Origin of the sequence: Rhodococcus sp. ARC_M5 (genome assembly GCF_022810405.1) — a bacterium.
In the GTDB taxonomy this organism is placed as follows: domain Bacteria; phylum Actinomycetota; class Actinomycetes; order Mycobacteriales; family Mycobacteriaceae; genus Rhodococcoides; species Rhodococcoides navarretei.
In genome coordinates, this window is record NZ_JALGQE010000006.1 from 288,128 (window position 1) to 315,120 (window position 26,993).

1 protein-coding gene is annotated in these 26,993 nt (G+C 65.0%); it reads left to right on the forward strand.

The window, feature by feature from the left end; all coding sequences use genetic code 11:
• The first annotated feature begins 212 nt into the window (after positions 1–212).
• Positions 213–26,987: a non-ribosomal peptide synthase/polyketide synthase gene (locus tag MTX34_RS12495; protein ID WP_243609642.1), complete on the forward strand. Its 26,775-nt coding sequence runs from the start codon at positions 213–215 to the stop codon at positions 26,985–26,987.
• Positions 26,988–26,993: the final 6 nt, after the last annotated feature.

Here is a 26,993-nt window from a genome sequence, read left to right on the forward strand (position 1 = left end):
GCTCGGCCGAGCGCGACGAATCGATACAGAACTCTTTCACCACCGAACGTGTGTCGAACCGACACCGATGCAGACCAGAACGGAAGCCAGAATTGCCCAATCGCGCGCAGAGGCCGACGCGGCTCGACAGTCCGAGCCGAACCGAAAGCTCCGGGTCGATCGACCCGACGTCGGCAATCGCCGCCGCTACCGTGTCGCCGAAGGGCAAGTGAATGCGCGCTACGACGACCGGTGGGTCACAGACACCTCCGTCCGGCTCCGGATTCGAGAGCGGCTTCCCGCTGTCCTCTGCACAGCGAGGCATGTGGTTCGCGCAACAACTCGCACCTGATGTACCGGTCTGCATCGCCCAGTACGTAGATCTGCGAGGCAGCCTCGACATAGCAGTGCTGCAGGAAGCGTCGGCGCAGGCCGGACACGAATTCCAGTCCGCCTACCTCCGCCTGACGCAGGTCGACGGCGAACCGGTGCAGATGGTCGATCACTCCATCGACCAGTCCGTGCACTATCTGGACCTGCGCGACGAAGACGATCCCATGACCTCGGCCCTGCGCTGGATCGACGAGAACTACGTACAGCCGGTCGACATGGAGAACGACCCACTCGTCGAGAGCTGGATCATCCAGGTCGAGGACGAGCGCAACCTCTGGTACAGCAAGATCCACCACGTCGCCCTGGACGGCTACGGTGCCATGACGCTCGTCAATCGCACCGCCGCCCTCTACACCGCAGCAGTCGAGCAGGTCGAACCTGCGCCCAACAAAGCCGCGGAGCTTCGCCGACTGTACGAGCTCGATCAGGAGTACCGGACGTCGTCACGGTTCGAGTCCGACAAGGAATACTGGACTTCGCGCGCTGCGGACATCCACGACGGAGCATCTCTGTCCAACCGGCCTGGGCGCACCATCGCAGCGAGCAAGTTGCGCAGCATCGCCCTGCCCGAGGACGTCGTCAACGCACTCGAAGGATCGGACACCAGCAAGGGCGGAACCGCCGCTGCGGTGTTCATCGCTGCGTTCGGCTGCTACCTCTCCCGAATGACCGGGCGAGAAGACGTGTTGGTTAACATCCCGGTGTCGGCGCGCACCACTGCCTTGCTGCGTCGATCCGGCGGAATGCTCGTCAACGTCGCACCGATCCCGATGCACGTGTCCCAGGACGCCACCGTGGGCGACCTCGTGCAACAGGTGCAGTTGGAGCTCATGGGTGCGCTGCGGCACCAGCGCTTCAGCATCGAGGACATCCGGCGGGAACTCGCGGCATCCGGCAGTGACAAGCAGCTCGCCGGCCCGATGGTCAACATGATGCTGTTCCACCAGCAGATCGAGCTCGGGTCGATCGTCGGCGAATTCAACATCGTGACGTCGGGTCCGGTCGAGGATCTTCTGGTCAATGTCTATCAGAGTGGTTCTCCGGCAAGGACATACGTCGACTTCAGGGCCAACCCGAACCGGTACGACGACGACGACCTCACCGCACACCATTCGAGCTTCGTCGACATGGTGGAAGCCTTCATCGCGGCGGGCCCCGATACTCCCGCTGTCGAGGTGCACCCCGACAGCGCCAGCGAAGGCCAACGACGTCGCCGTGTCGCGGCCCAGACCGCGTACTGGGCCGATCGCCTGGCCGATGCGCCCGATCTGCTCGATCTGCCCTGCGATCGACCGCGGCCCTCGCGTATCGGCCATGTTCGTGCGTCTCATGAGGTGGCTGTCGGATCCGCTACCTGGGGCGCTGTGGAACGATTGGCCGCCGACCGGTCCACGACCCCGTTCGTGGTCTTCGAGTCCGTGCTGGCTGTGCTGCTGTCTCGTTTGGCGAACACCGACGACGTGTCGATTGCCGTGCCCACTGCTGCCGGCGACGCCGTCGTTCTGCGGACTCGACCCGACGGTCGGCACTCGTTCTCCGACTTCGTCGAGTCGTCGAGTACGGACTTCGATGCCGCGATGGCGCACAGCGAAGCGTCGTTCGATGACGTCGTTCGTGCCCTCGGCCTGCCCAGCACCGGGTCGTACAACCCCCTTGCGCAGGTTGCGCTCCGATTCGGTCCATCCGCCTTGCCGCAGGACGGATCGGCAATGGACCTCGTCGTCACCGTCGACGAGTCCAATTCTCCCACTATCGTTTTCGATTACGCCACAGAACTGTTCGACGCTACGAGCGTGGCTCAACTCGGTCGCCGCGTGCTGCGGATCCTCGACGCTCTGACGAGTGAGCCGGACCTGCTGATCGGTGACGTGGACCTTCTGTCCGCCGCCGAACGCGCTCGCCTGGCTCCGGTTCGTGGTCCGCGGTCTGTGGTGGGTGTGGTGTTGCCGGAGTTGTTGGCTGGTGCTGTGGGTGTGGCCGGTGTCGGTGGTGTTGCGGTGGTGTCGGGTTCGCGGGTTGTTTCTTATGGTGAGTTGGATGCGGCGTCGTCGCGGTTGGCGCGGATGTTGATGTCGTGTGGGGTGGGTCCGGGGTCGTTCGTGGCGTTGGCGTTGTCGCGGTCGGTGGAGTCTGTGGTGGCGGTGTGGGCTGTGGCGAAGGCCGGTGGTGCGTTCTTGCCGGTGGATCCGAATTATCCGGTGGATCGGATCGAGCACATGTTGGTCGATTCGGGTGCTGTGGTGGGTGTGACGTTGGGTGCGCATGTGGGTGCGGTGTCGGGTGTGGGTGGGGTGTCGTGGGTGGTGCTCGATGATCCGGATGTGGTGGCGGATTTGGCGTTTCGGTCGTCTGCTCCGGTGTTGGAGGAGGAGCGTTCGGGTGTGTTGCGTCTCGATGATGCGGCGTATCTGATTTATACGTCGGGTTCGACGGGTGTGCCCAAGGGTGTGGTGGTCACTCATCGTGGTGTGGGGAACTTGGCTGCCGAGGAGCGGGTTCGGTTCGGTGTGGGGCCGTCGTCTCGGGTGTTGGCGTTCGCGTCGCCGAGTTTCGATGCGTCGATTCTGGAGTTCGTGTTGGCGTTTTCGGGTGGGGCGACGATGGTGATTGCTCCGCCGTTGGTGTTCGGTGGGGTGGAGTTGGCGTCGTTGCTGGCCGAGGAGCGGGTCACGCATGCGTTCGTGACGCCTGCGGCGTTGGCGTCGGTGGATCCGGTGGGGTTGGAGTCGGTTCAGGTGGTGGTGACCGGTGGTGATGTGTGTGCGCCGGAGTTGGTGGCGCGGTGGGCGCCGGGTCGGCGGATGTTCAATGCGTACGGTCCGACGGAGGCGACGATTTTCTCGTCGATTTCGTCGGCGTTGGTGGTGGGGGAGTCGGTCGATATCGGTTCGCCGACGATCGGTTTCGCGGAGGTGGTGTTGGATGCGCGGTTGAATCCGGTGCCCGTCGGTGTGGTGGGTGAGTTGTATCTGGCGGGTCCGGCGTTGGCTCGTGGGTATCACGCGCGGTTGGGTTTGACGGCGGAGCGGTTCGTGGCCAATCCGTTCGGTGGTGTGGGTTCGCGGATGTATCGCACCGGTGATGTGGTGCGGTGGAATGCTTCGGGTGCGTTGGAGTATGTGGGGCGTAGCGATTTTCAGGTGAAGGTGCGTGGTTTCCGGATCGAGTTGGGTGAGATCGATTCGGTGTTGGCTGCGGTTGCGGGTGTCGATTTCGTGGTGACCATCGGACGTGAGTCTGCTGCTGGGTCGACGGTGTTGGTGTCGTATGTGTTGCCGGTGGCCGGTAGCAGTGTCGAGGCGGGTGCTCTGCGTGAGCATGTCAGTTCGGTGTTGCCTGCTCATATGGTGCCGTCGGCGTTCGTGATGTTGGAGTCGATTCCGCTGACCCCGGCAGGCAAACTCGACCGCACCGCACTACCCGAACCCGAACTCGGTTCGCAGGGTGCATACGAGGCCGCGGAGACGGAATACGAGGCCGCGGTCGCGGCGGTGTTCTGCGACGTGTTGGAGGTCGATCGGGTCGGCGTGACCGACAGCTTCTTCGATCTCGGCGGAAACTCCCTTGTGGCAACGCGTTTGGTTGCACGAGTCAACTCTGCTCTCGGAACAGATCTGAAGGTTCTGGACCTGTTCGAGGCGTCGACGATTCGCACTCTGGCAGAACGGGCCGAATCCAAGGGCGCCTCGTTGCATCGCCGTCCGGCACTGGTCGCCGTGGATCGGCCCGATTCCGTCCCGCTGTCTCTCGCGCAGCAGCGGATGTGGTTCATCAACCAGTTCGACGTGTCCTCTCCCGCGTACAACATTCCCCTCACCGTCCGGTTGACGGGCCGTCTGGACGTGGACGCGATGTCGGCGGCCGTCGGTGACGTCCTGTCCCGACACGAATCGCTCCGCACGGTGTTCCCGACGGTGGGCGACCTACCGAACCAGGTCATCGCTCCGGTCGAGGACGTCACCGGATCGAACCTCCCACTCCATGTGGTCGATGCCGACGCAGCAGCGGTCGAGACTCTCGTATACGCCGCTGCTACAACAGGATTCGACGTCACGGTCGATCTTCCCTTCCGGGCGGTGCTGTACCGAACCGGCCCGGAGAGTTTCGTACTCTCCATCGTCGTCCATCACATTGCGGCGGACGGTGCTTCGATGGCACCGCTGGCCCGAGACGTGATGGTCGCCTACGGTGCACGATCTGCTGGTTCGGCTCCGATGTGGGAGCCCCTGGCCGTGCAGTACGCAGACTTCGCGCTGTGGCAGCATGACGTTCTCGGTGACGAGAAAGACCCCACCTCGGTGGCATCGCGCCAGATCGACTTCTGGCAATCGGCGCTGGCCGACCTGCCCGACGTGTTGCCCATGCCGCACGATCGGCCACGCCCGACTCAGCAGTCGATGCGCGGCAGCGTCACTCCGTTCACGATTCCCGCCGACGTCGCTGCTCGGTTGTCCTCGGTCGCTGCCGCACACGAGTCGACGCTGTTCATGGTCGTGCACTCCGCACTTGCAGTGCTGCTCGCGCGTCTGAGCGGCACCCAGGACATTGCCATCGGCACTCCGATCGCCGGACGAGGCGACGCAGCGCTCGACGATCTCGTCGGCATGTTCGTGGGAACGCTGGTACTGCGGACGCAGGTCGAGCCGCAGGCGACGTTCGCCGAACTGCTCGCAGACACCCGCCGGTCCGATCTTGCGGCCTTCGACAACACCGACATCCCGTTCGAGCGTCTCGTCGACGTTCTCGACCCGGCGAGGTCGACCGATCATTCACCGCTGTTCCAGGTTCTTCTCGAGTTCCAGAACAACGCGTCGGCGACACTCGAGTTGCCTGATCTCACTGTCGATTTCCAGGAGATCAGCACCGACACAGCGAAGTTCGATCTGCAGCTCCGCGTGGATCAGGAACCCGTCGACGAGTCGGGTGACCTGTCGGCTGCGTTCACCTACGCCACAGATCTCTTCGATGCAGAAACGATCGACCGATTCGTCGATCGTTTCCTCCGGATCGTGTCGACCATCGGCGCGACGACGGACATTCGCACCGGTGACATCGACATTCTGTCCGCTGCGGAGCGGGAACTGGTCCTGTTCGAGTGGAACGACACCGCACGGCAGATCGAATCCCCGGTTCATCACCAGATCCCGGCCGGCGACGTCGAGATGACGCTCAGCGCCCTCTTCGACCGACAGGTGCTGCGCAGTCCGTATTCGACCGCGCTCGTGTTCGAGGACGAACACATCACCTACCTCGAACTGGACGAGCGCGCCAATCAGTTGGCGCGGCACCTCATCTCGCTCGGCGTGACGCCCGAGTCCCACGTCGGGCTGGCGATCCGCCGATCGATCGACTTGCTCGTCGGCATGTACGCCATCGTGAAGGCCGGCGGTGCCTACGTTCCGATCGATCCCGATCATCCGGTCGAACGGTCGTCCTACGTTCTGTCCAGCGCTCAGCCGGTGTGCATCCTCACCACGAGCCGCGACTGGATCAACATTCCGGTCGCCACTCCGGTGCTCGCCGTCGATTTGCTGGACGTCTCCGATCGCGATCGCTCCTCGGTCACCGACTCGGACCGTCTGGGAAGTCTGCACGGCTCGAACACCGCGTACGTGATCTACACCTCCGGTTCGACCGGCCGCCCCAAGGGCGTTGCCGTGACCCACTCGGCGATCGTGAACCGGTTGCTGTGGATGCAGCACGAGTACCACCTCGAGCCGGCCGACACCGTTCTGCAGAAGACCCCAGCAACGTTCGACGTCTCGGTCTGGGAATTCTTCTGGCCCTTGCAGGTAGGTGCCAAGCTGGTGGTGGCCGAACCGGACGGCCACCGCGATCCGGCGTACCTGTCCCGCATCATCGCGGACGAGCACATCACCACGGCGCACTTCGTACCGTCGATGCTCGCGGTGTTCGCAGCGGGAGCGCGAGCCGCCGAATGCGTCTCGCTGCGGCTGGTGTTCTGCAGTGGCGAGGCACTTCCGCCCGCCACAGCGGCGCAGTTCGCACAGTTCTCCCTCGCCGAGCTGCACAACCTCTACGGGCCGACCGAAGCCGCCGTCGACGTCAGCTACTACCACGTGACCGGGCGCGACGCGGTGTCCATTCCCATCGGCGCACCCGTATGGAACACCCGGTTGTACGTTCTCGACGCCTCGTTGCGACCGGCCCCGATCGGTGCTCCGGGCGAGCTGTATCTAGCGGGTGTACAACTCGCGCGTGGTTACGTCGGCCGCGGCGACCTCACGGCGGATCGCTTCGTCGCAGATCCGTTCGGCGATCCGGGCGAGCGGCTCTACCGCACAGGCGATCTGGTGCGCTGGCGCGCCGACGGCGAGCTGGAATACATCGGCCGTACCGACTTCCAGGTCAAGCTGCGCGGCCTCCGCATCGAGCTGCCCGAGATCGAAGCAGTGCTGCTCAGATCCGAGTCGGTTGCGCAGGCGATCGCGTTGGTGCACAAGGATCCGAACACCGGTGAGACGCTGGTGGCCTATGTCGTCGGCGCGCACGGTTCTGCTGTCGACCCCGCAATCCTGACGGCCGAAGCTGCACGTCGTCTCCCGGGGTACATGGTGCCCTCACACGTGGTGGTGCTCGACTCGCTGCCCGTCAATGCGAGCGGCAAGCTCGATCGCAAGGCATTGCCCGCGCCCGAGTTCACCGTCGCCGCTTCGGAATTCTTCGCGCCCGAGAACCCCGTCGAAGAGATCGTCGCCGGTGTCTTCGGCGACCTACTCGGTATGTCTCAGGTCAGCGTCACCTCGAGCTTCTTCGAGATCGGTGGCAACTCGCTGATCGCGATGCGCCTGGTCGCGCGGGTCAATGCAGCACTCGGCACCGACATCGGCATCAGAGATCTGTTCGACGCGCCCACCGTGCGGGCCTTGTCCGCAGGCATCGACATCGGCGAGCACGACGCTGCCGCCGCTCCTCGGCTGGTCCCGCAGGAGCGGCCGGATGTCGTGCCGCTCTCGCTGGCGCAGCAGCGGATGTGGTTCATCAACCAGTACGACACCACGTCGGCTGCGTACAACGTCGCGTTCGCCATGCGGCTGAGCGGTGTCCTCGACGTCGACGCGATGCATTCGGCCATCGGCGACGTGCTGTCCCGCCACGAGTCGCTCCGCACGATGTTCCCGCTGACCGACGGCGGCCCCGTTCAGACAATCCTCGACGTGGCGTCGGCACTGCCGGATCTGACACCGATTCATGCGGCCGACGAGCGACACCTGCACGAGTTGATCGGTGAGGCAGCAGGTTCGGGCTTCGACGTGGTGGCCGACGTTCCGCTGCGAGTCCGACTGATTCGGGTCGGCGAGCACGAGCACGTGCTCGTCCTCGTGGTGCACCACATCTCCTCCGACGGGTTCTCGAGCGCCCCGCTGGCCAGAGACCTGATGGTTGCCTACAGCGCCCGGGCCGCAGGACACGCACCCGGCCAGGAACCGTTGCCGGTGCAGTACGCCGACTACGCACTGTGGCAGCGCCGGTTCCTCGGCGAGGAGTCCGACCCCGAGTCGTTGATGGCCAAGCAGGTCGCCTTCTGGGTCGACACGTTGTCCGGCAGCCCCGAGGTGCTGACTCTGCCGACCGATCGCTCGCGACCTGCGGTGGCGTCCCTGCGCGGCGACACCGTCTCGTTCGAGATCGACGCCGCGATCCATGCTCGTCTCGCTACCGTTGCCGCCGAGCACAATTCGAGTTCCTTCATGATCGTGCACGCGGCTCTGGCGGTGCTTCTGGCCCGCCTGTCGGGTAGCGAGGACATTTCGGTGGGAACGCCGATCTCGGGCCGCGGCGACGCCGCACTCGACGAACTCGTCGGCATGTTCGTCAACACCCTCGTTCTGCGCACCCAGGTGTCCGGCTCGACTCGATTCGAGGACCTGCTCTCGGACGTGCGCACCGTCGACCTCGCTGCGTTCACTCATTCGGACGTCCCGTTCGAGCGGGTCGTCGATGCGGTCGATCCGGCGAGATCGACTGCCCATGCTCCGCTGTTCCAGGTGATGCTCGAGTTCCAGCAGACCGACCGTCCTACGGTGACGTTGCCGGGTCTGTCGATCGAGGGCATCGAACTTCCCAACGACATTTCCAACTTCGACCTGCAGCTGACGGTCGCCGAGGAATTCGACAAGTCCGGAACCCCATTGGGCATCGGTGCCGGCTTCCGTTACGCCACAGAACTGTTCGACGCAGACACAATCCGAGTGCTCGCCGATCGCCTGATCCGGATCCTCGATACCGTGACGGCAACGCCGTCCATCCAGGTCGGTGACATCGAGATTCTGTCGAGCAACGAGTACGACTCCTTGGCTCCGGTTCGTGGTCCGCGGTCTGTGGTGGGTGTGGTGTTGCCGGAGTTGTTGGCTGGTGCTGTGGGTGTGGCCGGTGTCGGTGGTGTTGCGGTGGTGTCGGGTTCGCGGGTTGTTTCTTATGGTGAGTTGGATGCGGCGTCGTCGCGGTTGGCGCGGATGTTGATGTCGTGTGGGGTGGGTCCGGGGTCGTTCGTGGCGTTGGCGTTGTCGCGGTCGGTGGAGTCTGTGGTGGCGGTGTGGGCTGTGGCGAAGGCCGGTGGTGCGTTCTTGCCGGTGGATCCGAATTATCCGGTGGATCGGATCGAGCACATGTTGGTCGATTCGGGTGCTGTGGTGGGTGTGACGTTGGGTGCGCATGTGGGTGCGGTGTCGGGTGTGGGTGGGGTGTCGTGGGTGGTGCTCGATGATCCGGATGTGGTGGCGGATTTGGCGTTTCGGTCGTCTGCTCCGGTGTTGGAGGAGGAGCGTTCGGGTGTGTTGCGTCTCGATGATGCGGCGTATCTGATTTATACGTCGGGTTCGACGGGTGTGCCCAAGGGTGTGGTGGTCACTCATCGTGGTGTGGGGAACTTGGCTGCCGAGGAGCGGGTTCGGTTCGGTGTGGGGCCGTCGTCTCGGGTGTTGGCGTTCGCGTCGCCGAGTTTCGATGCGTCGATTCTGGAGTTCGTGTTGGCGTTTTCGGGTGGGGCGACGATGGTGATTGCTCCGCCGTTGGTGTTCGGTGGGGTGGAGTTGGCGTCGTTGCTGGCCGAGGAGCGGGTCACGCATGCGTTCGTGACGCCTGCGGCGTTGGCGTCGGTGGATCCGGTGGGGTTGGAGTCGGTTCAGGTGGTGGTGACCGGTGGTGATGTGTGTGCGCCGGAGTTGGTGGCGCGGTGGGCGCCGGGTCGGCGGATGTTCAATGCGTACGGTCCGACGGAGGCGACGATTTTCTCGTCGATTTCGTCGGCGTTGGTGGTGGGGGAGTCGGTCGATATCGGTTCGCCGACGATCGGTTTCGCGGAGGTGGTGTTGGATGCGCGGTTGAATCCGGTGCCCGTCGGTGTGGTGGGTGAGTTGTATCTGGCGGGTCCGGCGTTGGCTCGTGGGTATCACGCGCGGTTGGGTTTGACGGCGGAGCGGTTCGTGGCCAATCCGTTCGGTGGTGTGGGTTCGCGGATGTATCGCACCGGTGATGTGGTGCGGTGGAATGCTTCGGGTGCGTTGGAGTATGTGGGGCGTAGCGATTTTCAGGTGAAGGTGCGTGGTTTCCGGATCGAGTTGGGTGAGATCGATTCGGTGTTGGCTGCGGTTGCGGGTGTCGATTTCGTGGTGACCATCGGACGTGAGTCTGCTGCTGGGTCGACGGTGTTGGTGTCGTATGTGTTGCCGGTGGCCGGTAGCAGTGTCGAGGCGGGTGCTCTGCGTGAGCATGTCAGTTCGGTGTTGCCTGCTCATATGGTGCCGTCGGCGTTCGTGATGTTGGAGTCGATTCCGCTGACCCCGGCAGGCAAACTCGACCGCACCGCACTACCCGAACCCGATTGGTCCGCTCAGGTCACCTCGGGTCGTGATGCAGAGAATGCGGTCGAGAAGACTCTGGCCGGACTGTTCGCCGAAGTTCTCCGGCTGGACCGCGTCGGCGTCGACGATTCGTTCTTCGCGCTCGGCGGAGACAGCATCATGTCCATTCAGCTGGTCTCGCGCGCCAAGGCAGCAGGGCTGGCCCTGTCGCCACGAGACGTGTTCGAGCACAAGACGGTAGCGGCGCTCGCCGAGGTGGTCGCCTCCGGTGACGGCACCGTCCCCGTCGTGCTGGAGGAGCTTCCCGGTGGCGGGGTCGGAGACGTTCCGGCCACCCCGATCGTGCACTGGATGCTCGACCGCACGGCCGTGCTCGATCAGCACACCCAGACCGCCGTACTCACGCTTCCGGGCGACATCGAACTCGATGTGCTCGAGGCGACTGTTCAGACAGTCCTCGACCACCACGACATGCTCCGCGGCGTACTGCACCGCGGCGACGCCCCGTCGTTGGAAGTTCTTCCGGTCGGATCGGTCACGGCGCAGTCCGTCGTGCGCCGCGTCTCGTCGACAACTGTTCACGGACAAGAGTTCTCGGATCAGGCCACGACCGAGGCGGCTGCAGCCGTCGGGCGTCTTGCTCCCGATTCCGGTGTGATGATCCAGATGGTGTGGTTCGACGCCGGGTCCGAGGGGAGTCGGCTGCTCGTCGTCGCTCATCACCTGGTGATCGACGGCGTGTCCTGGCGGATCCTCGTTCCTGACCTCGCCTCGGCGTGGGCCCAGATCATCGGCGGGAACACTCCCGAGCTGGCACCGGTCGGCACGTCCATGCGCCGCTGGGCGCACGGATTGCGTGAGGTCACTGCCACCCGCGGCGACGAGTTGGCCGTGTGGCAACAGGTTCTGGCTCAGCCCGATCCTCTGATCGGGTCACGTGCACTCGATCGCGAGATCGACGTGTACCGGACGGTGGACAAAGTCGAACTGGCGCTGTCCACCGACGTCACCGAGGGACTGCTGAAAGCGCTGCCCGACGCCTTCCGCGGCAGCGTCAACGATGGCCTGCTCGCTGCGCTGGCACTCGCAATGACCGTATGGCGGCGCAACCGCGGGGTGATCGTCGACGACGCACTCATCTCTCTGGAGGGCCACGGCCGCGAGGACCACGTCGTGCCGGGTGCCGATCTCGGCCGCACCATCGGATGGTTCACCACGATCTATCCGCTGCGGCTGACTCTCGACGGCATCGACATCGACGATGCGCTTGCCGGCGGCGCTGCAGCCGCCGCACTGATCAAGTCGGTCAAGGAACAGCTACTGGCCGTCGACGATCATGGCATCGGCTACGGCATGCTGCGCTACCTGGACGAGGACGGTGCCGCCGCCCTTCGTGATTTCCCGGCGCCCCAGGTCAGCTTCAACTACCTCGGTCGTTACAGCACGGACATTCCGGATGAGCTGCGCGGACACGGTTGGCTACCCGTCGAGGACTCCGGTGTCGGCGACTCGCAGGACGACGATCTTCCGGTCGCGGCAGTGCTCGACATCAACGCCGTCACCACTGCCACCCCGACCGGCCCTCGGCTCGAGGCCACGTTCGCGTTCCCCACCGGGGTGCTCGACGCAGACGACGTCACGGAACTGACCGAGCTGTGGCGGCAGGCACTCACCGCTCTGACACGGCATGCTCAACGGCCCGAAGCAGGTGGCTTCACGCCGTCCGATCTGGACCTGGTGCGCCTCGATCAGAGTTCCATCGACGACCTCGAGCGGGTCTATCCCACACTCGACGACATCTGGTCCATGACGCCCTTGCAGGCCGGGCTGCTGTTCCACGCCGAGTTGTCGGATCAGTCCGTCGACGCCTACATCGTCCAGTTGGTGCTGGAGTTGCGCGGAAGCGTCGACGAAGCACGGTTCCGACGTGCCGCGCAGGCGTTGCTGAGAAGACACGCGAACCTACGTACCGCCTTCGTGCACAACAGCGACGGCGAGTCGATCCAGATCGTTCACCACGACGTGGACGTGCCGTGGACGGCGCTCGACCTGACCGAACTGAACGGCGACGACAGAGCTGTCGAGCTCGATCGCATCGAGCACGACGACCGAGCCACCCGATTCAACATGGCGCAGGCCCCTCTCCTGCGCTTCATGCTCATCACGGTGGCGCCGGGCGAGTGGCGTCTGGTGATGACCAACCACCACATTCTGCTCGACGGCTGGTCCACGCCGCTGCTGCTCAAGGACCTGTTGACGCTCTACGTGGTCGACGGCGACGACACCGTGCTTCCGCGCGTACCGGCATATCGCGACTACCTGTCGTGGTTGTCCAAGCGTGATCGCTCGACCGCGCTCACCGCGTGGACCGAAGCCCTCGCAGGGCTTTCCGAGCCGACATTGTTGACCCCGGTCGAGAGCAGGCGCCAGCAATCGACGTTGGCCGGCCGTTCGTTGATCTCGCTCGATGTGGAGCAGACGAACCGGTTGCGTGGCGTCGCTCGCGCACGTGGCGTGACGATGAACTCGATGGTGCAGGCCTCGTGGGCGATGGTGCTGGGCACTCTGACCGGACGCTCCGACGTGGTCTTCGGTGCCACCGTGTCCGGACGCCCGCCGGAGGTCTCGGACATCGAGTCCATGGTCGGTCTGTTCATCAACACTCTGCCGGTCCGAATCGTGCTCGATCCGTCCGAGACGCTCGGTGAATACCTGGATCGGGTGCAGACAGAACAGGCAGCTCTGCTCGATCACCACTACCTCGGACTCACCGATATTCAGCGCGCTGTGGGGCCGGCCGTCGCCTTCGACACCCTGACGGTGTTCGAGTCGTATCCGATGGACCGAGCCGGCCTGTCGGCCGACACGGACCTCGCCGGCATGCACGTGCACGATGTGCACGACGGCAGTGACACGGCGCAGTATCCACTGACCCTGGTCGCCATGGTCGACGATCGGCTGCACATCGAGGCCAAATATCTGCCGGAGTTGTTCGAGCACAGCGTCGTTGCTGCGACGGTCGACAGAATCGTCCGGGTTCTCGATGCCATCGCCACCGACACCGATCGACGTGTCGGGTCGCTGTCGTTGCTGTCCGAGGAAGAACTGGTCCGCTTGGCACCGGTTCGGGGACCGTCGTCGGAGGCAGTTCGACTCCTTCCGGACATCTTCACCGATGCAGCGGCGACGAATCCGCACGGCACCGCACTGTGGAGCGACGGCCGCACGGTCGACTATGCCGAGCTCGACGCGCGATCGTCTGCTCTCGCCCGAACTCTGATCGCTCGCGGTGCCGGACCGGAAACCGTTGTTGCGCTGGCCCTGCCACGTTCCATCGAATCCGTACTGGGCATCTGGGCGGTCGCCAAGACCGGTGCGGCATTCCTACCGATCGATCCGAGCTACCCGCGCGACCGCGTCGAGCACATGCTCGTCGACTCGAACGCGTCGCTCGGTCTCACCCTGTCCGCGCACACACCCGCGGTGGACGGTCTCGGCGCTGCCCGGTGGACTGTTCTCGACCAGGACGACACGCTCGCCGAACTCGAAGAACGCTCGACCACGCCGGTTGACGACAACGACCGCGTCGGCCCCGTGCACGTCGACCACGTCGCATACCTGATCTACACCTCGGGTTCGACCGGTGTGCCCAAGGGCGTCACCGTCACCCATCGTGGGTTGGCGAATCTGGCGGAGGAAGAGCGCACTCGTTTCGAGGTCGCTCCCGACGCGCGCGTTCTCGCGTTCGCATCACCGAGTTTCGATGCCTCCATCCTCGAACTACTCATGGTCTTCTCCGGTGCCGCGACCATGGTCATCGCGCCCACCTCGGTCTACGGTGGTGCCGAGCTGGCCGACGTGCTCGCAGAACAGCACGTCACGCACGCGTTCGTCACGCCCGCCGCACTCGCATCGGTGGATCCGGACGGCCTGACGGAGCTGAGAGTCGTCGCCACCGGCGGCGACGTCTGTCCGCCGGAACTCGTGGCCCGCTGGGCACCGGGTCGCCGGATGTTCAATGCGTACGGTCCGACCGAAGCGACCATCTTCTCGTCCATCAGCGATCAATTGCATCGCGACTCGTCCATCGACATCGGTTCGCCGACAATCGGTTTCCGCGAGGTCGTGCTGGACACGCGGCTGCACCCCGTACCGGTGGGTGTCGCAGGTGAGCTCTATCTCGCCGGGCCCGCGCTTGCCCGCGGTTACCATTGCCGATTCGGCCTCACGGCAGAGCGCTTCGTCGCCGATCCCTACGGCGAGCCGGGTGCCCGGATGTATCGCACCGGCGACGTCGTGCGGTGGACCGAGTCGGGAACGCTCGAGTACGTCGGACGCAGCGACTTCCAGGTCAAGGTGCGCGGTTTCCGCATCGAACTGGGCGAGATCGACGCTGTGCTGACCGACGATCCGTCGGTCGAATTCGCTACCACCGTCGGTGTCGACGGTCCCGCGGGGAACACGATTCTGGTCGCGTACGTTCTTCCGCGTTCCGGCGAACAGATCGATACGACAGCGTTGCGCACTCATGTGTCGAGTTCGCTTCCGACGCATATGATTCCGACCGCGTTCGTCGCGCTGGACTCGATTCCGTTGACGCCCGCAGGCAAGCTGGACCGCAATGCGCTGCCCGCACCCGATCTCCATCTCGGAAGCGACTCGCGTGCACCGCGTAACGAGACCGAGCAGATCATCGCCGACATCTTCGGCGAGGTACTCGGAATCGAGAGCATCGGTATCGACGCGAGCTTCTTCGATCTCGGTGGAGACTCGCTCAGCGCCACCAGACTCACCGCACGAGTCAACTCCGCTCTGGACACCACGATCAGTGTGCGCGCGCTGTTCGAGGCACCCACGGTCGAGTCGCTTGCGGTGCGGGTACTGAGCACCCCGGTCGGCGCCTCTCGTCGTCCCGCTCTCGTCGCGAAGCCGCGACCGGATTCGATTCCGTTGTCGCTGGCACAGCAACGGATGTGGTTCATCAACCAGTTCGACGTTGCGTCGGCTGCCTACAACATCCCGCTCGCGGTTCGTCTGACGGGCCACCTCGACATCGCCGCGATGAGTGCAGCCGTCGGGGACGTACTCGAACGTCACGAGTCGTTGCGCACGGTGTTCCCCACCCACGGTGAGCGCCCCGAGCAGAAGATCCTCGACGCGCAGACCGCGAGAACCGAACTCGAGGTCGTCGATCTGGACGCCACCGAGGTCGTGGCGGCCATCTCGGCTTCTGCCGCAACGGGATTCGATGTCTCGACTGATCTACCGTTCCGTGCGGTCCTGTATCGGCTGGCACCGGACGAGTTCGTGCTCTCGATCGTCGTGCATCACATCGCGGCCGACGGCGCGTCCATGGCACCACTGGCGCGAGACGTCATGGTCGCCTACGGTTCACGCGCAGCGGCCGGCGCTCCGATGTGGGCACCGCTCGATGTTCAGTACGCGGACTTCGCGATCTGGCAACGCACCGTACTCGGCGACGAGTCCGATCCGTCGTCCCTGGCGGCACAACAATTGGAATTCTGGAAGACCGCCCTTGCGGATCTTCCCGACGTGCTGCCGCTGCCGCTCGATCATCCACGGCCCGCTCGGCAGTCGATGCGCGGCAACAGCGTTCGGTTCGAGATCGACCGCACCACTCATGCCGAACTGGTCGAGATCGCGCGTGCCAACGAGGCGACCGTCTTCATGGCCGTACACGCTGCGTGGTCGATCCTGATGGCACGCCTCAGCGGCACCGAGGACATCGCTGTCGGAACGCCGATCGCCGGACGAGGCGACGCGGCACTCGACGACCTGGTCGGCATGTTCGTCGGCACGCTGGTTCTGCGTACGGAGGTGGCACCGGGGCTCTCGTTCACCGAGTTGCTCCGTTCCACCCGGACAGCCGATCTGGCCGCCTTCGACAACACCGATGTCCCGTTCGAGCGACTGGTCGACGTACTCGACCCCGCTCGTTCGACCGACCACTCACCGCTGTTCCAGGTGCTGCTCGAATTCCAGAACAACACCTCGGCCACGCTCGAGCTGCCGGAGCTCACGGTCGAAGCCGTCGACATCGACGCGCACGTCGCGAAATTCGATCTGCAGCTGACCGTCGCGGAGCAGTACGACGAATCCGGCGCCCCGTCGGGGATGACCGCCGCGATCACCTACGCGGTCGACCTCTTCGAGGAAGCGTCCGTCGAGGAGTTCTCGGCACGATTGCGCGCCGTACTCGCCGCGGTGACGGCCGATCCCGAGCGCGTCGTCGGCGACATCGATCTGCTGCTTCCGGGTGAGCTCGACGCCATGACGGGTGACTGGAACCACGCTGGGCTGGTGGCATCCGACGCGACGTTGGCCGATCGATTCGCCACCGCCGCTGCGCGATTCCCCGATTCACGTGCGGTCGTCTTCGGCGATCGCTCGCTCAGCTACGCCGAACTGGACGAACGGTCCAGCCGGCTGGCACGTGTCCTGGTCGGGCGCGGAGTGACGTCGGAATCGCTCGTTGCGGTCGCGATGCCGCGCAACGAAGAGCTGATCGTGGCTCTTCTCGCAGTGATCAAGTCCGGTGGCGGCTACCTGCCGATCGACGTCTCCTACCCGGCCGACCGCCTGTCGTTCATGCTCGAGGACGCGTCACCCGTCTGCGTGATCTCCACGGTCGAAGACAGTGCAGCCGTTCCCGCCTCCGACCTCGATGTCCTTCTCATCGATTCACCCGAGCTGCTCGCCGAGTTGAGCGGTGTGTCGGGCGCGCCGCTCACCGACGCGGACCGCTCGGGTAGCACCAGCGCCGACTCGATCGCCTACGTCATCTACACCTCGGGCAGTACCGGTCGCCCCAAGGGCGTGCAGATCGCGCACCGCAACGTGGCGACGCTGTTCGCGAACACAGCAGATCTCTTCGATTTCGACGATCGCGACGTCTGGACGATGTTCCACTCGTACGCGTTCGACTTCTCGGTATGGGAGCTGTGGGGACCACTACTGCACGGTGGAACGCTCGTCGTCGTCGACTACTACACGGCACGCTCCCCGGAGCTCTTCCGCGAGTTGCTGGTACGCGAGAAGGTCACGGTGCTCAACCAGACGCCGACGGCGTTCTACCAGTTCGCGGAAGCGGACCGAGTGGCCACCGGAGACCTTGCTGGCGGCGCGGACTCCGAATCTCTGTCGCTGCGCTACGTGATCTTCGGCGGCGAGGCACTCGATCTCGGTCAGTTGGGTCGCTGGTACGCCCGACACGACGAATCCGCCCCCACGCTGGTCAACATGTACGGCATCACCGAGACGACCGTCCACGTGAGTCATCTCGCCCTCACCGAACAGTTCGCCGCTTCGGCGTCGGCCAGTGTCATCGGCCAGGCCATTCCCGCGCTGCACGTCGCTGTTCTCGATACGCGTCTCAACCCGGTACCGCCGGGTGTGACCGGCGAAATGTACGTCTCGGGGGCACAGCTCTCTCGCGGCTACCTCGGTCGTGCGGGCCTGTCTGCCACCCGTTTCGTCGCCGATCCGTCCGGAGGGGCGGGCGCACGGATGTACCGCACCGGCGACACGGCCCGCTGGAATCGCGACGGGGCTCTGGAGTACCTGGGCCGCAGTGACATGCAGGTTCAGTTGCACGGCTTCCGCATCGAACTCGGCGAGATCGAGAGTGCCCTGCTGGCATACGACGGTGTCGCGGCCTCCGTGGTCTCGGTCAGAGACGACGGGTCCGGTGATCGACTGATCGGATACGTCGTCGCCGAAGCAGGTCGAACACTCGACCACGCCGCCGTTCTGGATTTCGTCGGACACTCGCTGACGTCCTACATGGTTCCGGCTGCGCTGATCGTGTTGGACGAGTTGCCGCTCACGGCCAACGGAAAGCTCGATCGCCGAGCACTGCCGGCTCCGGACTTCTCCGCCAACGTGACCGAAAGTCGTTTGCCGGCAACCGAAGTCGAATCGATCCTCGCCGGACTGTTCGCCGACGTCCTCGGCCTCGACACCGTCGGCGTCGACGACTCGTTCTTCGCGCTCGGTGGCGACAGCATCATGTCCATCCAGCTGGTCTCACGCGCCAAGGCAGCCGGTCTCGTCCTGGCTCCGCGCGACATCTTCGAGCGCAAGACCGTCGCGGCGTTGGCCGAGGTGGTCGTTCTGGGCGGCGACGTCGTCGTGCTGGAGGAACTCGCCGGTGGGGGAGTCGGATCGCTACCGCTGACACCGGTCGTGCGTTGGATGTTGGACCGCAGTACCGACTTCGGTCGCTACACGCAGACGGCACTGCTTCAGCTTCCGCTCGACATCGAGAGCGACACTCTCGAACGCACCGTCCAGGCTGTGCTCGATCGTCACGACATGCTTCGCTCCAGGTTGTTCGAGGATGCGGACGGCATCTGGCACGAAGAAGTGTCTCCGATCGGCACGGTGTCCGCCGCGTCGGTCATCCACGCGGTCTCGGTCGATTCGGTCGATGGTGCCGAGTTCTCCTCCCGTGCCGCAACAGAACTCGACGCCGCCGCGGATCGACTGCTCCCTGCCGACGGTGTCATGGTGCAGATGGTGTGGTTCCAGGGCCCGAACGGGTCCGGGCGACTCCTCGTCGTCGCGCATCACCTCGTCATCGACGGCGTGTCGTGGCGCATCCTCGTTCCGGATCTGGCGACGGCATGGAGCCAGATCGTCGCGGGCAGCGAGCCTGTGCTGGCACCTGTCGGAACGTCGATGCGGCGGTGGTCCACCGGACTGACCGAGGTCACCGCGAGCCGCGGCGACGAGCTCGGGTTGTGGCAGCGGATCCTCAGTGGTGACGATCCGACGATCGGTTCGCGACCACTGGACAAGCGCGTCGACGTCGACGCCACCGTGCAACGTATCCGCACTTCACTTCCGGTCGAGGTCACCGAGCGTCTGCTGACCACGGTGCCCGAGGTATTCCGGGGCAGCGTCAACGACGGCCTCCTGGCCGGGTTGGCACTGGCTCTCACGGCCTGGCGTCGCGAACGCGGTGCCGCTGTACGCAGCGCGCTGATCACGCTCGAGGGCCATGGCCGCGAAGACGCCGTGGTCCCGGGAGCCGATCTCGGTAGAACTGTCGGCTGGTTCACCACGATCTTCCCGGTGCGTCTCGATCTCGGTTCGGTCGACCTCGCCGACGCGTTGGCGGGTGGAGACTCCGCCGGTGCACTGATCAAGGCCGTCAAGGAGCAGCTGCTGGAGATTCCCGACCACGGAATCGGCTACGGCATGCTGCGGTACCTCGATCCCGCTGGGACCGAGGCACTGTCCGAGTTCGCCGCTCCGCAGGTCAGCTTCAACTACCTCGGGCGGTTCTCGACCGGATCCACCGAAGGCATGGCCGATGTGGGCTGGATTCCGGTGGCCGACGCCGAACTCGGCGACGCGCAGAATCCGGACATGCCCGTACCGGCTGCACTGGACATCAATGCCGTCACCACCTCGACACCCGACGGCCCGCAACTCGACGCAACCTTCGCGTTCCCGGCCGGGGTCCTCGATGCCGACGCGGTCGGTCGGTTGATCGAACTGTGGACGCAGGCACTCACCGCGATCACCGAGCACGCCTCGGTGGACGGCGCGGGCGGCTTCACGCCGTCCGACCTCGAGCTGGTGGACATCGATCAGCGCTCCATCGAGGTGCTCGAGAAGCAGTTCCCCGACCTCGACGACGTGTGGTCGATGTCGCCGCTGCAGGCCGGGTTGCTCTTCCATGCCCGCCTCGCAGGTGAGGTCGGTAGCGACAGCTCAGGCGTCGACGCCTACATGGTGCAGCTCGGTCTCGAGCTGCGTGGCGTCGTCGATGCCGAGCGGATGCACTCCGCTGTGAACAAGCTCGTCTCTCGTCATCCGAACTTGCGAGCAGCCTTCGTACACAACAGCACCGGCGAATCGCTGCAGGTCGTGCAGAATTCCGTCACGGTTCCCTGGTCCGAGGTCGATCTGCGCGGTGAAGCCGACGTCGAGGCCGCACTGGAGACAGTCCTGGCGGCCGACCGTGGTGTGCGATTCGAGATGGATTCTGCGCCGCTCCTTCGATTCACGCTGATCACCCTCGCCGACGATCACTGGCGGCTGCTGCTGACCAATCACCACATCCTGCTCGACGGATGGTCGACGCCTCTGGTCGTCAAGGAACTGATCACGCTGTACGTCACCGAGTCGGACGACTCGATGCTGCCGCGGGTGCCCGCGTACCGGGACTACCTCGCATGGATGCGGCAACGCGACGTCGCGATCTCCACCGCTCAGTGGGTCAGCGCGATGGCCGGCGTCGAGGAGCCGACACTGCTGGTCGCCGGTGATCGGGGTCGACAGTTGTCGACTGTCTCCAGTGAGACCGAGCGGTCGTTGTCGATCGAGACCACCGCCGCGCTGCGCGACTTCGCAGCGCGCCGCGGGTCCACTCTGAACACACTCGTTCAGACTGCGTGGGGCATCGTGCTCGCGACTCTGACCGGTCGCGACGACGTCGTGTTCGGTGCAACCGTGTCGGGTCGGCCGCCGGAGGTGCCCGGCATCGAGGGCATGATCGGGCTCTTCATCAACACGCTGCCCGTTCGGGTCACGCTCGATAGGGCCGAAACACTCGGCGCGCTGGTCGACCGAGTTCAGGCCGAGCAGGCGTCGCTGTTGGACCACCACTACCTGGGCCTGACCGACATTCAGCGCGCTGCCGGTGCCGGGGTCGCGTTCGACACGTTGACGGTGTTCGAGTCGTACCCGGTCGATCGCGCCGGAGCTTCTGCTGCAACGGATTTCGCAGGTATGCAGGTGACGGATATCCTCGGCACCGACGCCGCGCACTATCCGCTCACACTGGTGTCGTCGGTCGACGAGCGCCTGAACCTCAAGGCGAAGTACCTGCCCGAACTGTTCGAGATCGAGGATGTACACGCCATCGTCGACCGAGTCGAGCGTGTACTCGATGCGGTGCTCACGGACGAGCAGCAGCCACTGGCTCGGCTCAGACTGCTGGCCGACACCGAATTCGCTTCGTTGGCTCCGGTATTCGGACTCGAAGGTCGCTCGACCCGGTTGTTGCCGGAGATCTTCTCCGACGCCGCAGCCGTCGACCCGGACGCCGTCGCGCTGCGCAGCGTCGACGGAGACATGACGTACCGAGAGCTCGACCGTCGGTCGAACCGGCTCGCGCGCATCCTGCTCGGCCACGGTGTACGCACCGAGACGTTCGTCGCGCTCGGAATCGCGCGGTCCATCGAGTCGGTGCTGACGGTGTGGGCAGTCGCCAAGTCCGGTGCGGCATTCGTACCGGTCGACCCGAACTACCCGGCCGATCGCATCGAGCACATGCTCGCAGACTCCGGCGCAACGTTCGGTGTCACCACTCGCACTCACCTCGACGATCTGCCGTCGACCGTGCCGTGGATCGTTCTCGACGACCTCGCCACCGACGGTCCGAACGCGGTGAGCGACGAGCCCATCGCCGACGACGAACGCCACGGTCGCGTCACCCTCGCGAGCGCCGCGTACACGATCTACACCTCGGGTTCGACGGGTGTTCCGAAGGGGGTCGTGGTCACCCACTCCGGCCTCGACAACTTCGCGACCGAGCAGCGCGAGCGCTATCGGGTCACGAAAGCCTCACGCACACTGCACGTTTCGTCGCCGAGTTTCGACGCGTCCGTGCTCGAGTACCTCCTCGCGTTCGGTGTCGGAGCCACGATGGTGATCGTGCCGCCGACGGTGTACGGCGGCGAAGAGCTGGCGTCGTTGCTGGCCCGTGAATCGGTCACCCACGGCTTCATCACCCCATCCGCGTTGGCGTCGGTGGATCCGACCGGGCTCGACTCGTTCGCCGATGTCGTCGTCGGTGGCGAGGCAGTGCCCGCCGAGTTGGTCACCAAGTGGGCTCCGGGCCGCAACCTGTTCAACGGGTACGGACCGACCGAGGCCACGATCATGTCCAACATCAGCGCACCGATGGTGGCGGGTGAGCCGGTGTCGATCGGCGGGCCCGTGCGGGGCGTGTACGAGGTCGTTCTCGACTCACGGCTGCAGCCGGTCCCCGTCGGCGTGGCGGGAGAGCTGTATCTCGCAGGTGTCGGCCTGGCTCGCGGTTACCACGATCGAATGGGTCTGACGGCAGAGCGATTCGTCGCCGATCCGTTCGGCGCTCCCGGTGCCCGCATGTACCGCACCGGAGATGTGGTGCGCTGGTCGCCGGATCTCACCGTCGAGTACGTCGGTCGCAGCGACTCTCAGGTCAAGGTCCGCGGTTTCCGCATCGAACTCGGTGAGATCGACGCCGCGCTCTCGACCCATCCGTCGGTCGACTTCGCGGCGACGTTCGGAACTCCCGGGCCGACCGGTGCCACAGTTCTCGTTGCGTACGTGCGCCTGACGGGGGACAACCCGGCCGAGACGGTCGATACCTTCGACACGGCAGTCCTGCGCGATCATCTCGCTGCTGCGCTGCCGTCGCACATGGTGCCCAGCGCCATCGTCGTCCTGGAGTCGATACCGCTCACTCCGGTGGGCAAGCTCGATCGCGCCGCACTTCCCGTGCCGGAGTTCGGCACTGCCACCTCGTACCGCGAGCCGGGAACGCCCGGCGAGCTCACTGTCGCGGCAATCTTCGCCGAGATCCTCGAAGTGAGTCGAGTCGGTGCAGACGACGGCTTCTTCGAGCTCGGTGGCGACTCGCTCAGCGCAACGCGAGTCATCGCCCGCGTCAACGCGGAATTCGGCACCTCGATCGGTGTTCGGACGATCTTCGAGACCCCGACGGTGTCGGGTCTGGCGACCGCTGTCGGCGCCGCGAACACTCGAACCCGGCGGCCGGCTCTCGTGGCGGTGTCGCGTCCGGATTACATACCTCTGTCGCTTGCTCAGCAGCGGATGTGGTTCATCAACCAGTTCGACACGTCGTCGGCGGCATACAACGTGCCGTTGGTCGTCAAGCTGACCGGACAGTTGGACACTGCTGCGCTGGCTGCTGCGGTGGTCGATGTGCTGCAGCGCCACGAGTCTCTTCGAACGACCTTCCCCGACGGACCACAGTTCCCGGTGCAGCTCGTGCATCCGGCTGCCGAGGTGGCACCCGCGGTGGTGTCCGAACGGATCGATGCCGCTGTGCTGACCGATCGCGTGGCTCTGTTGGCCGGTCGAGGATTCGACGTGACCTCCGAGATCCCGGTGCATGTCGAGCTGTTCGAGGTACTCGACCCCACCGACGAGGCATCGAAGGATCCCGTCTTCGTGCTCGCGATGGTCGTACATCACATCGCCGCCGACGGCGCGTCGATGGCACCGTTGGCTCGCGACGTGGTTGTCGCGTACTCGGCGCGCAGTGCAGGACAGGCCCCGAATTGGGAGCCGCTTCCCGTCCAGTACGCCGACTACACGATCTGGCAGCGGTCGCTGCTCGGAGACGAGCAGGACGCCTCGAGCGTGGCCGCGGCTCAGCTCGAGCACTGGTCCACTGCGCTCGCGGGGCTTCCCGACCTGCTGCCGTTGCCGACGGACCGGCCGAGGCCGACCACGCAGGATTTCCGCGGTGGCCGAGTTCGCTTCACTGTGGATGCCGACATCCATCGGGCCCTCGTCGACATCACCCGCGAACAGAACGTCAGTATGTTCATGGTTCTGCACGCGGCGTTCGCCGTGGTACTGGCTCGTTTGAGCGGCACGGACGACATCGCGATCACCACCCCGGTCGCCGGGCGCGGTGACGCGGCGCTCGACGATCTTGTCGGCATGTTCGTCAACACGCTGGTGCTCCGGAGCCGAGTGGACGAATCCTCGTCATTCGATCAACTGCTGAGCCAGGTCAAGGCACACGATCTCGACGCATTCGATCACACCGAAATGCCCTTCGAGAGAATCGTCGAGGTTCTCAATCCCACGCGCTCGACGGCGTACGCTCCGCTGTCTCAGGTCGCGCTGTCGTTCCAGAACAACGAGAAGGCCTCGCTCGAGCTTCCGGATCTGAGGGTGGAGGGCTTCGACTTCGACGTACCCGTGGCCAAGCAGGATCTTCAGTTGCTGCTGTCCGAGAACTTCGACGACGAGGGACGTCCGTCCGGCTTCGAGGCCGCGTTCGACTACGCCACGTCACTGTTCGATGCAGCCAGCGTCGAGGCCATTGCGGCTCGACTGATCCGCGTTCTCGCTGCCGTCGGGCGCGATTCTCGCACGGTGGTCGGGGACATCGAGATTCTGGGCACCGACGAGCAGCATGCGTTGGCACCGGCGCGAGGAAACGCCGATGCGGCAGTCCGGACGTGGCCGGAAATGCTCGCGGCGTCGGTCGCTCTCGACCCGTATGCGGTCGCCATCACCTACCGAGGCGTCAGCCTGTCCTATGCCGACCTCGACAGCTGGTCCAACCGGATCGCTCGGATGCTGATCGACTACGGCGTCGGACCCGAGACCTTCGTCGCGTTGGCGCTGCCTCGATCGATCGAGTCGGTGCTGTCGGTGTGGGCAGTGGCCAAGACCGGCGCAGCATTCCTGCCTGTCGATCCGAACTACCCGACAGACCGAATCGAGCACATGCTCGAGGACTCCCGTGCGGCAATGGGTCTCACCGATATCGACAGCAGCCGATCGCTGCCCGACACCATCCCGTGGCTGGTTCTGGACGATCCGGAGATATCGGCCGAGTTGTCTCGCTACCCGGCCGATGCGGTGACCGACGCGAATCGGACGGCGACGCTGCATGTCGACCACCCCGCGTACCTGATCTACACCTCGGGTTCGACGGGGCGGCCGAAGGGCGTCGCAGTACGACACCGTGGCTTGGCCAACCTCCAGGCCGAGGTGCTCGAACGATTCCGTCCCACCCGGGATTCACGTGTCTCGCACATCGCGTCGCCGAGCTTCGACGCGTCGATCTACGAGCTGACGATGGCATTCGGAGTGGGAGCTACCGTGGTGATCGTTCCGCCGGGGGTGTTCGGCGGCGGCGAGTTGGCCGACCTGCTCGAAGCAGAACACGTCACGCATGCGTTCCTGACACCCGCGGCATTGTCGTCGATCGACGAGTCACGACTCGGTACCGTTCGCGTCCTTGCTGTCGGTGGTGAGGCATGCACTCCGGAACTGGTGGCGAAATGGGCGCCGGGCCGCAAGATGTTCAACGGCTACGGTCCTACCGAGACCACCATTCAGGCAAGTGTCGGCGGACCGTTGGTCCCCGGTGGCACGGTGGACGTGGGCAGGCCGGGAACCGGTTTCCGGTTCATGGTGCTCGACGCCCGTCTGCGGCCGGTACCGGCGGGAGTCTCGGGCGAGTTGTACATCGCCGGACCCGGCACCGCACGCGGCTACCTGCGCAGGTTCGGACTCACGTCCGAGCGATTCGTCGCCGACCCGTTCGGTACCCCGGGGGACCGGATGTACCGAACCGGCGACGTCGTACGCTGGGGTAGCGCAGGGGTCGTCGAGTTCGTCGGACGCAGCGATTTCCAGGTCAAGGTGCGCGGCTTCCGTATCGAACTCGGTGAGATCGACTCCGCGCTCACCGAGCACGAGCAGGTCGGATTCGCCGCCACGATCGGACATACGGCCGCATCCGGTGACACGGTGCTCGTGTCCTACGTTCTCGCAGCGGACGGCGAATCGCTCGACACCGAAGCGCTGCGCGATCGCGTCGCCAAAATGCTTCCACGCCACATGGTTCCGTCGGCGATCATCGAGCTCGACGACATTCCATTGACTCCGGTAGGCAAGCTCGATCGCCGGGCACTGCCGGTTCCCGAGCTGACGACGTCGACAACTCCCTATCGGGCACCGACCAGCGACGTGGAGTCTGCGATCGCCGACGCGTTCGCTCAGGTTCTCGGGGTCGATCGGGTCGGCATGGACGACAACTTCTTCGAGCTGGGCGGAACGTCGCTGGTGGCCACGAAGATCGTGCCCGCCATCGAGAACGCCATAGGAGTCCGGGTCCCGCTGCAAGCGTTGTTCGTCGATCCGACACCTGCCGGTTTGGCCGCACGGGTCGCCGCGGATGCGGACGCCGGCGGTGCCGATCTCGATTCGGTGTTCGGCGTGGTGATTCCGTTGCGCGGGACGGGGGCAAAGGCTCCGTTGTTCTGCGTTCACCCCGGAATCGGTCTGTCCTGGGGATACGCCGGGCTCGTCTCGCACCTGAGCGATGACCGTCCCGTGTACGGGCTGCAACTGCCGTCCATCGTGGAAGGGTCGAGCTTCGGCTCGATTCGCGACCTGGCACACCGGTACGCCGACGAGATTCGCGCGGTCCAGCCGGTGGGTCCCTATCACCTACTCGGATGGTCGCTCGGCGGCTCGCTCGCTCATGCGATAGCAGTGGAACTGCGCAGCACCGGCAGCGACGTCGGCACTCTCGCGCTGCTGGACAGCTACGTCGAAGGCCACGGTGACGACACCGCCGATGGGGGATTGAGCGTCGAGAACTTGCTTGCCGGGTTGGGGCTCGACCTGACGGGTCTGCCGTCGACCGAGCCGTTGACCTACGAGCGAGGTGTCGAGCTACTCGACGAGTCGCTGGGCCAGACGACCGGAGTTTCCGCCGACCACCTCCGGCGTATCAGTGCGGGATTCGAGAACTCGACTCGGATAATGGCCGAGTTCATCCCCGACGTGTTCGACGGAGATGTCTTGTTCTTTTCCGCAACTAAGGGCGCAAGCGATGGAATTGTTCGATCCCCGCAAGAATGGCGTCCGTATGTGACAGGAGATATCGTCATCCACGATGTCGACGTTTTCCACAACGAGATGACCAATGGCGATGCTGCCACGGTGATCGGTCCGGTAGTCGATTCACATCTCGGCAATACACCCGAATAACGTTTG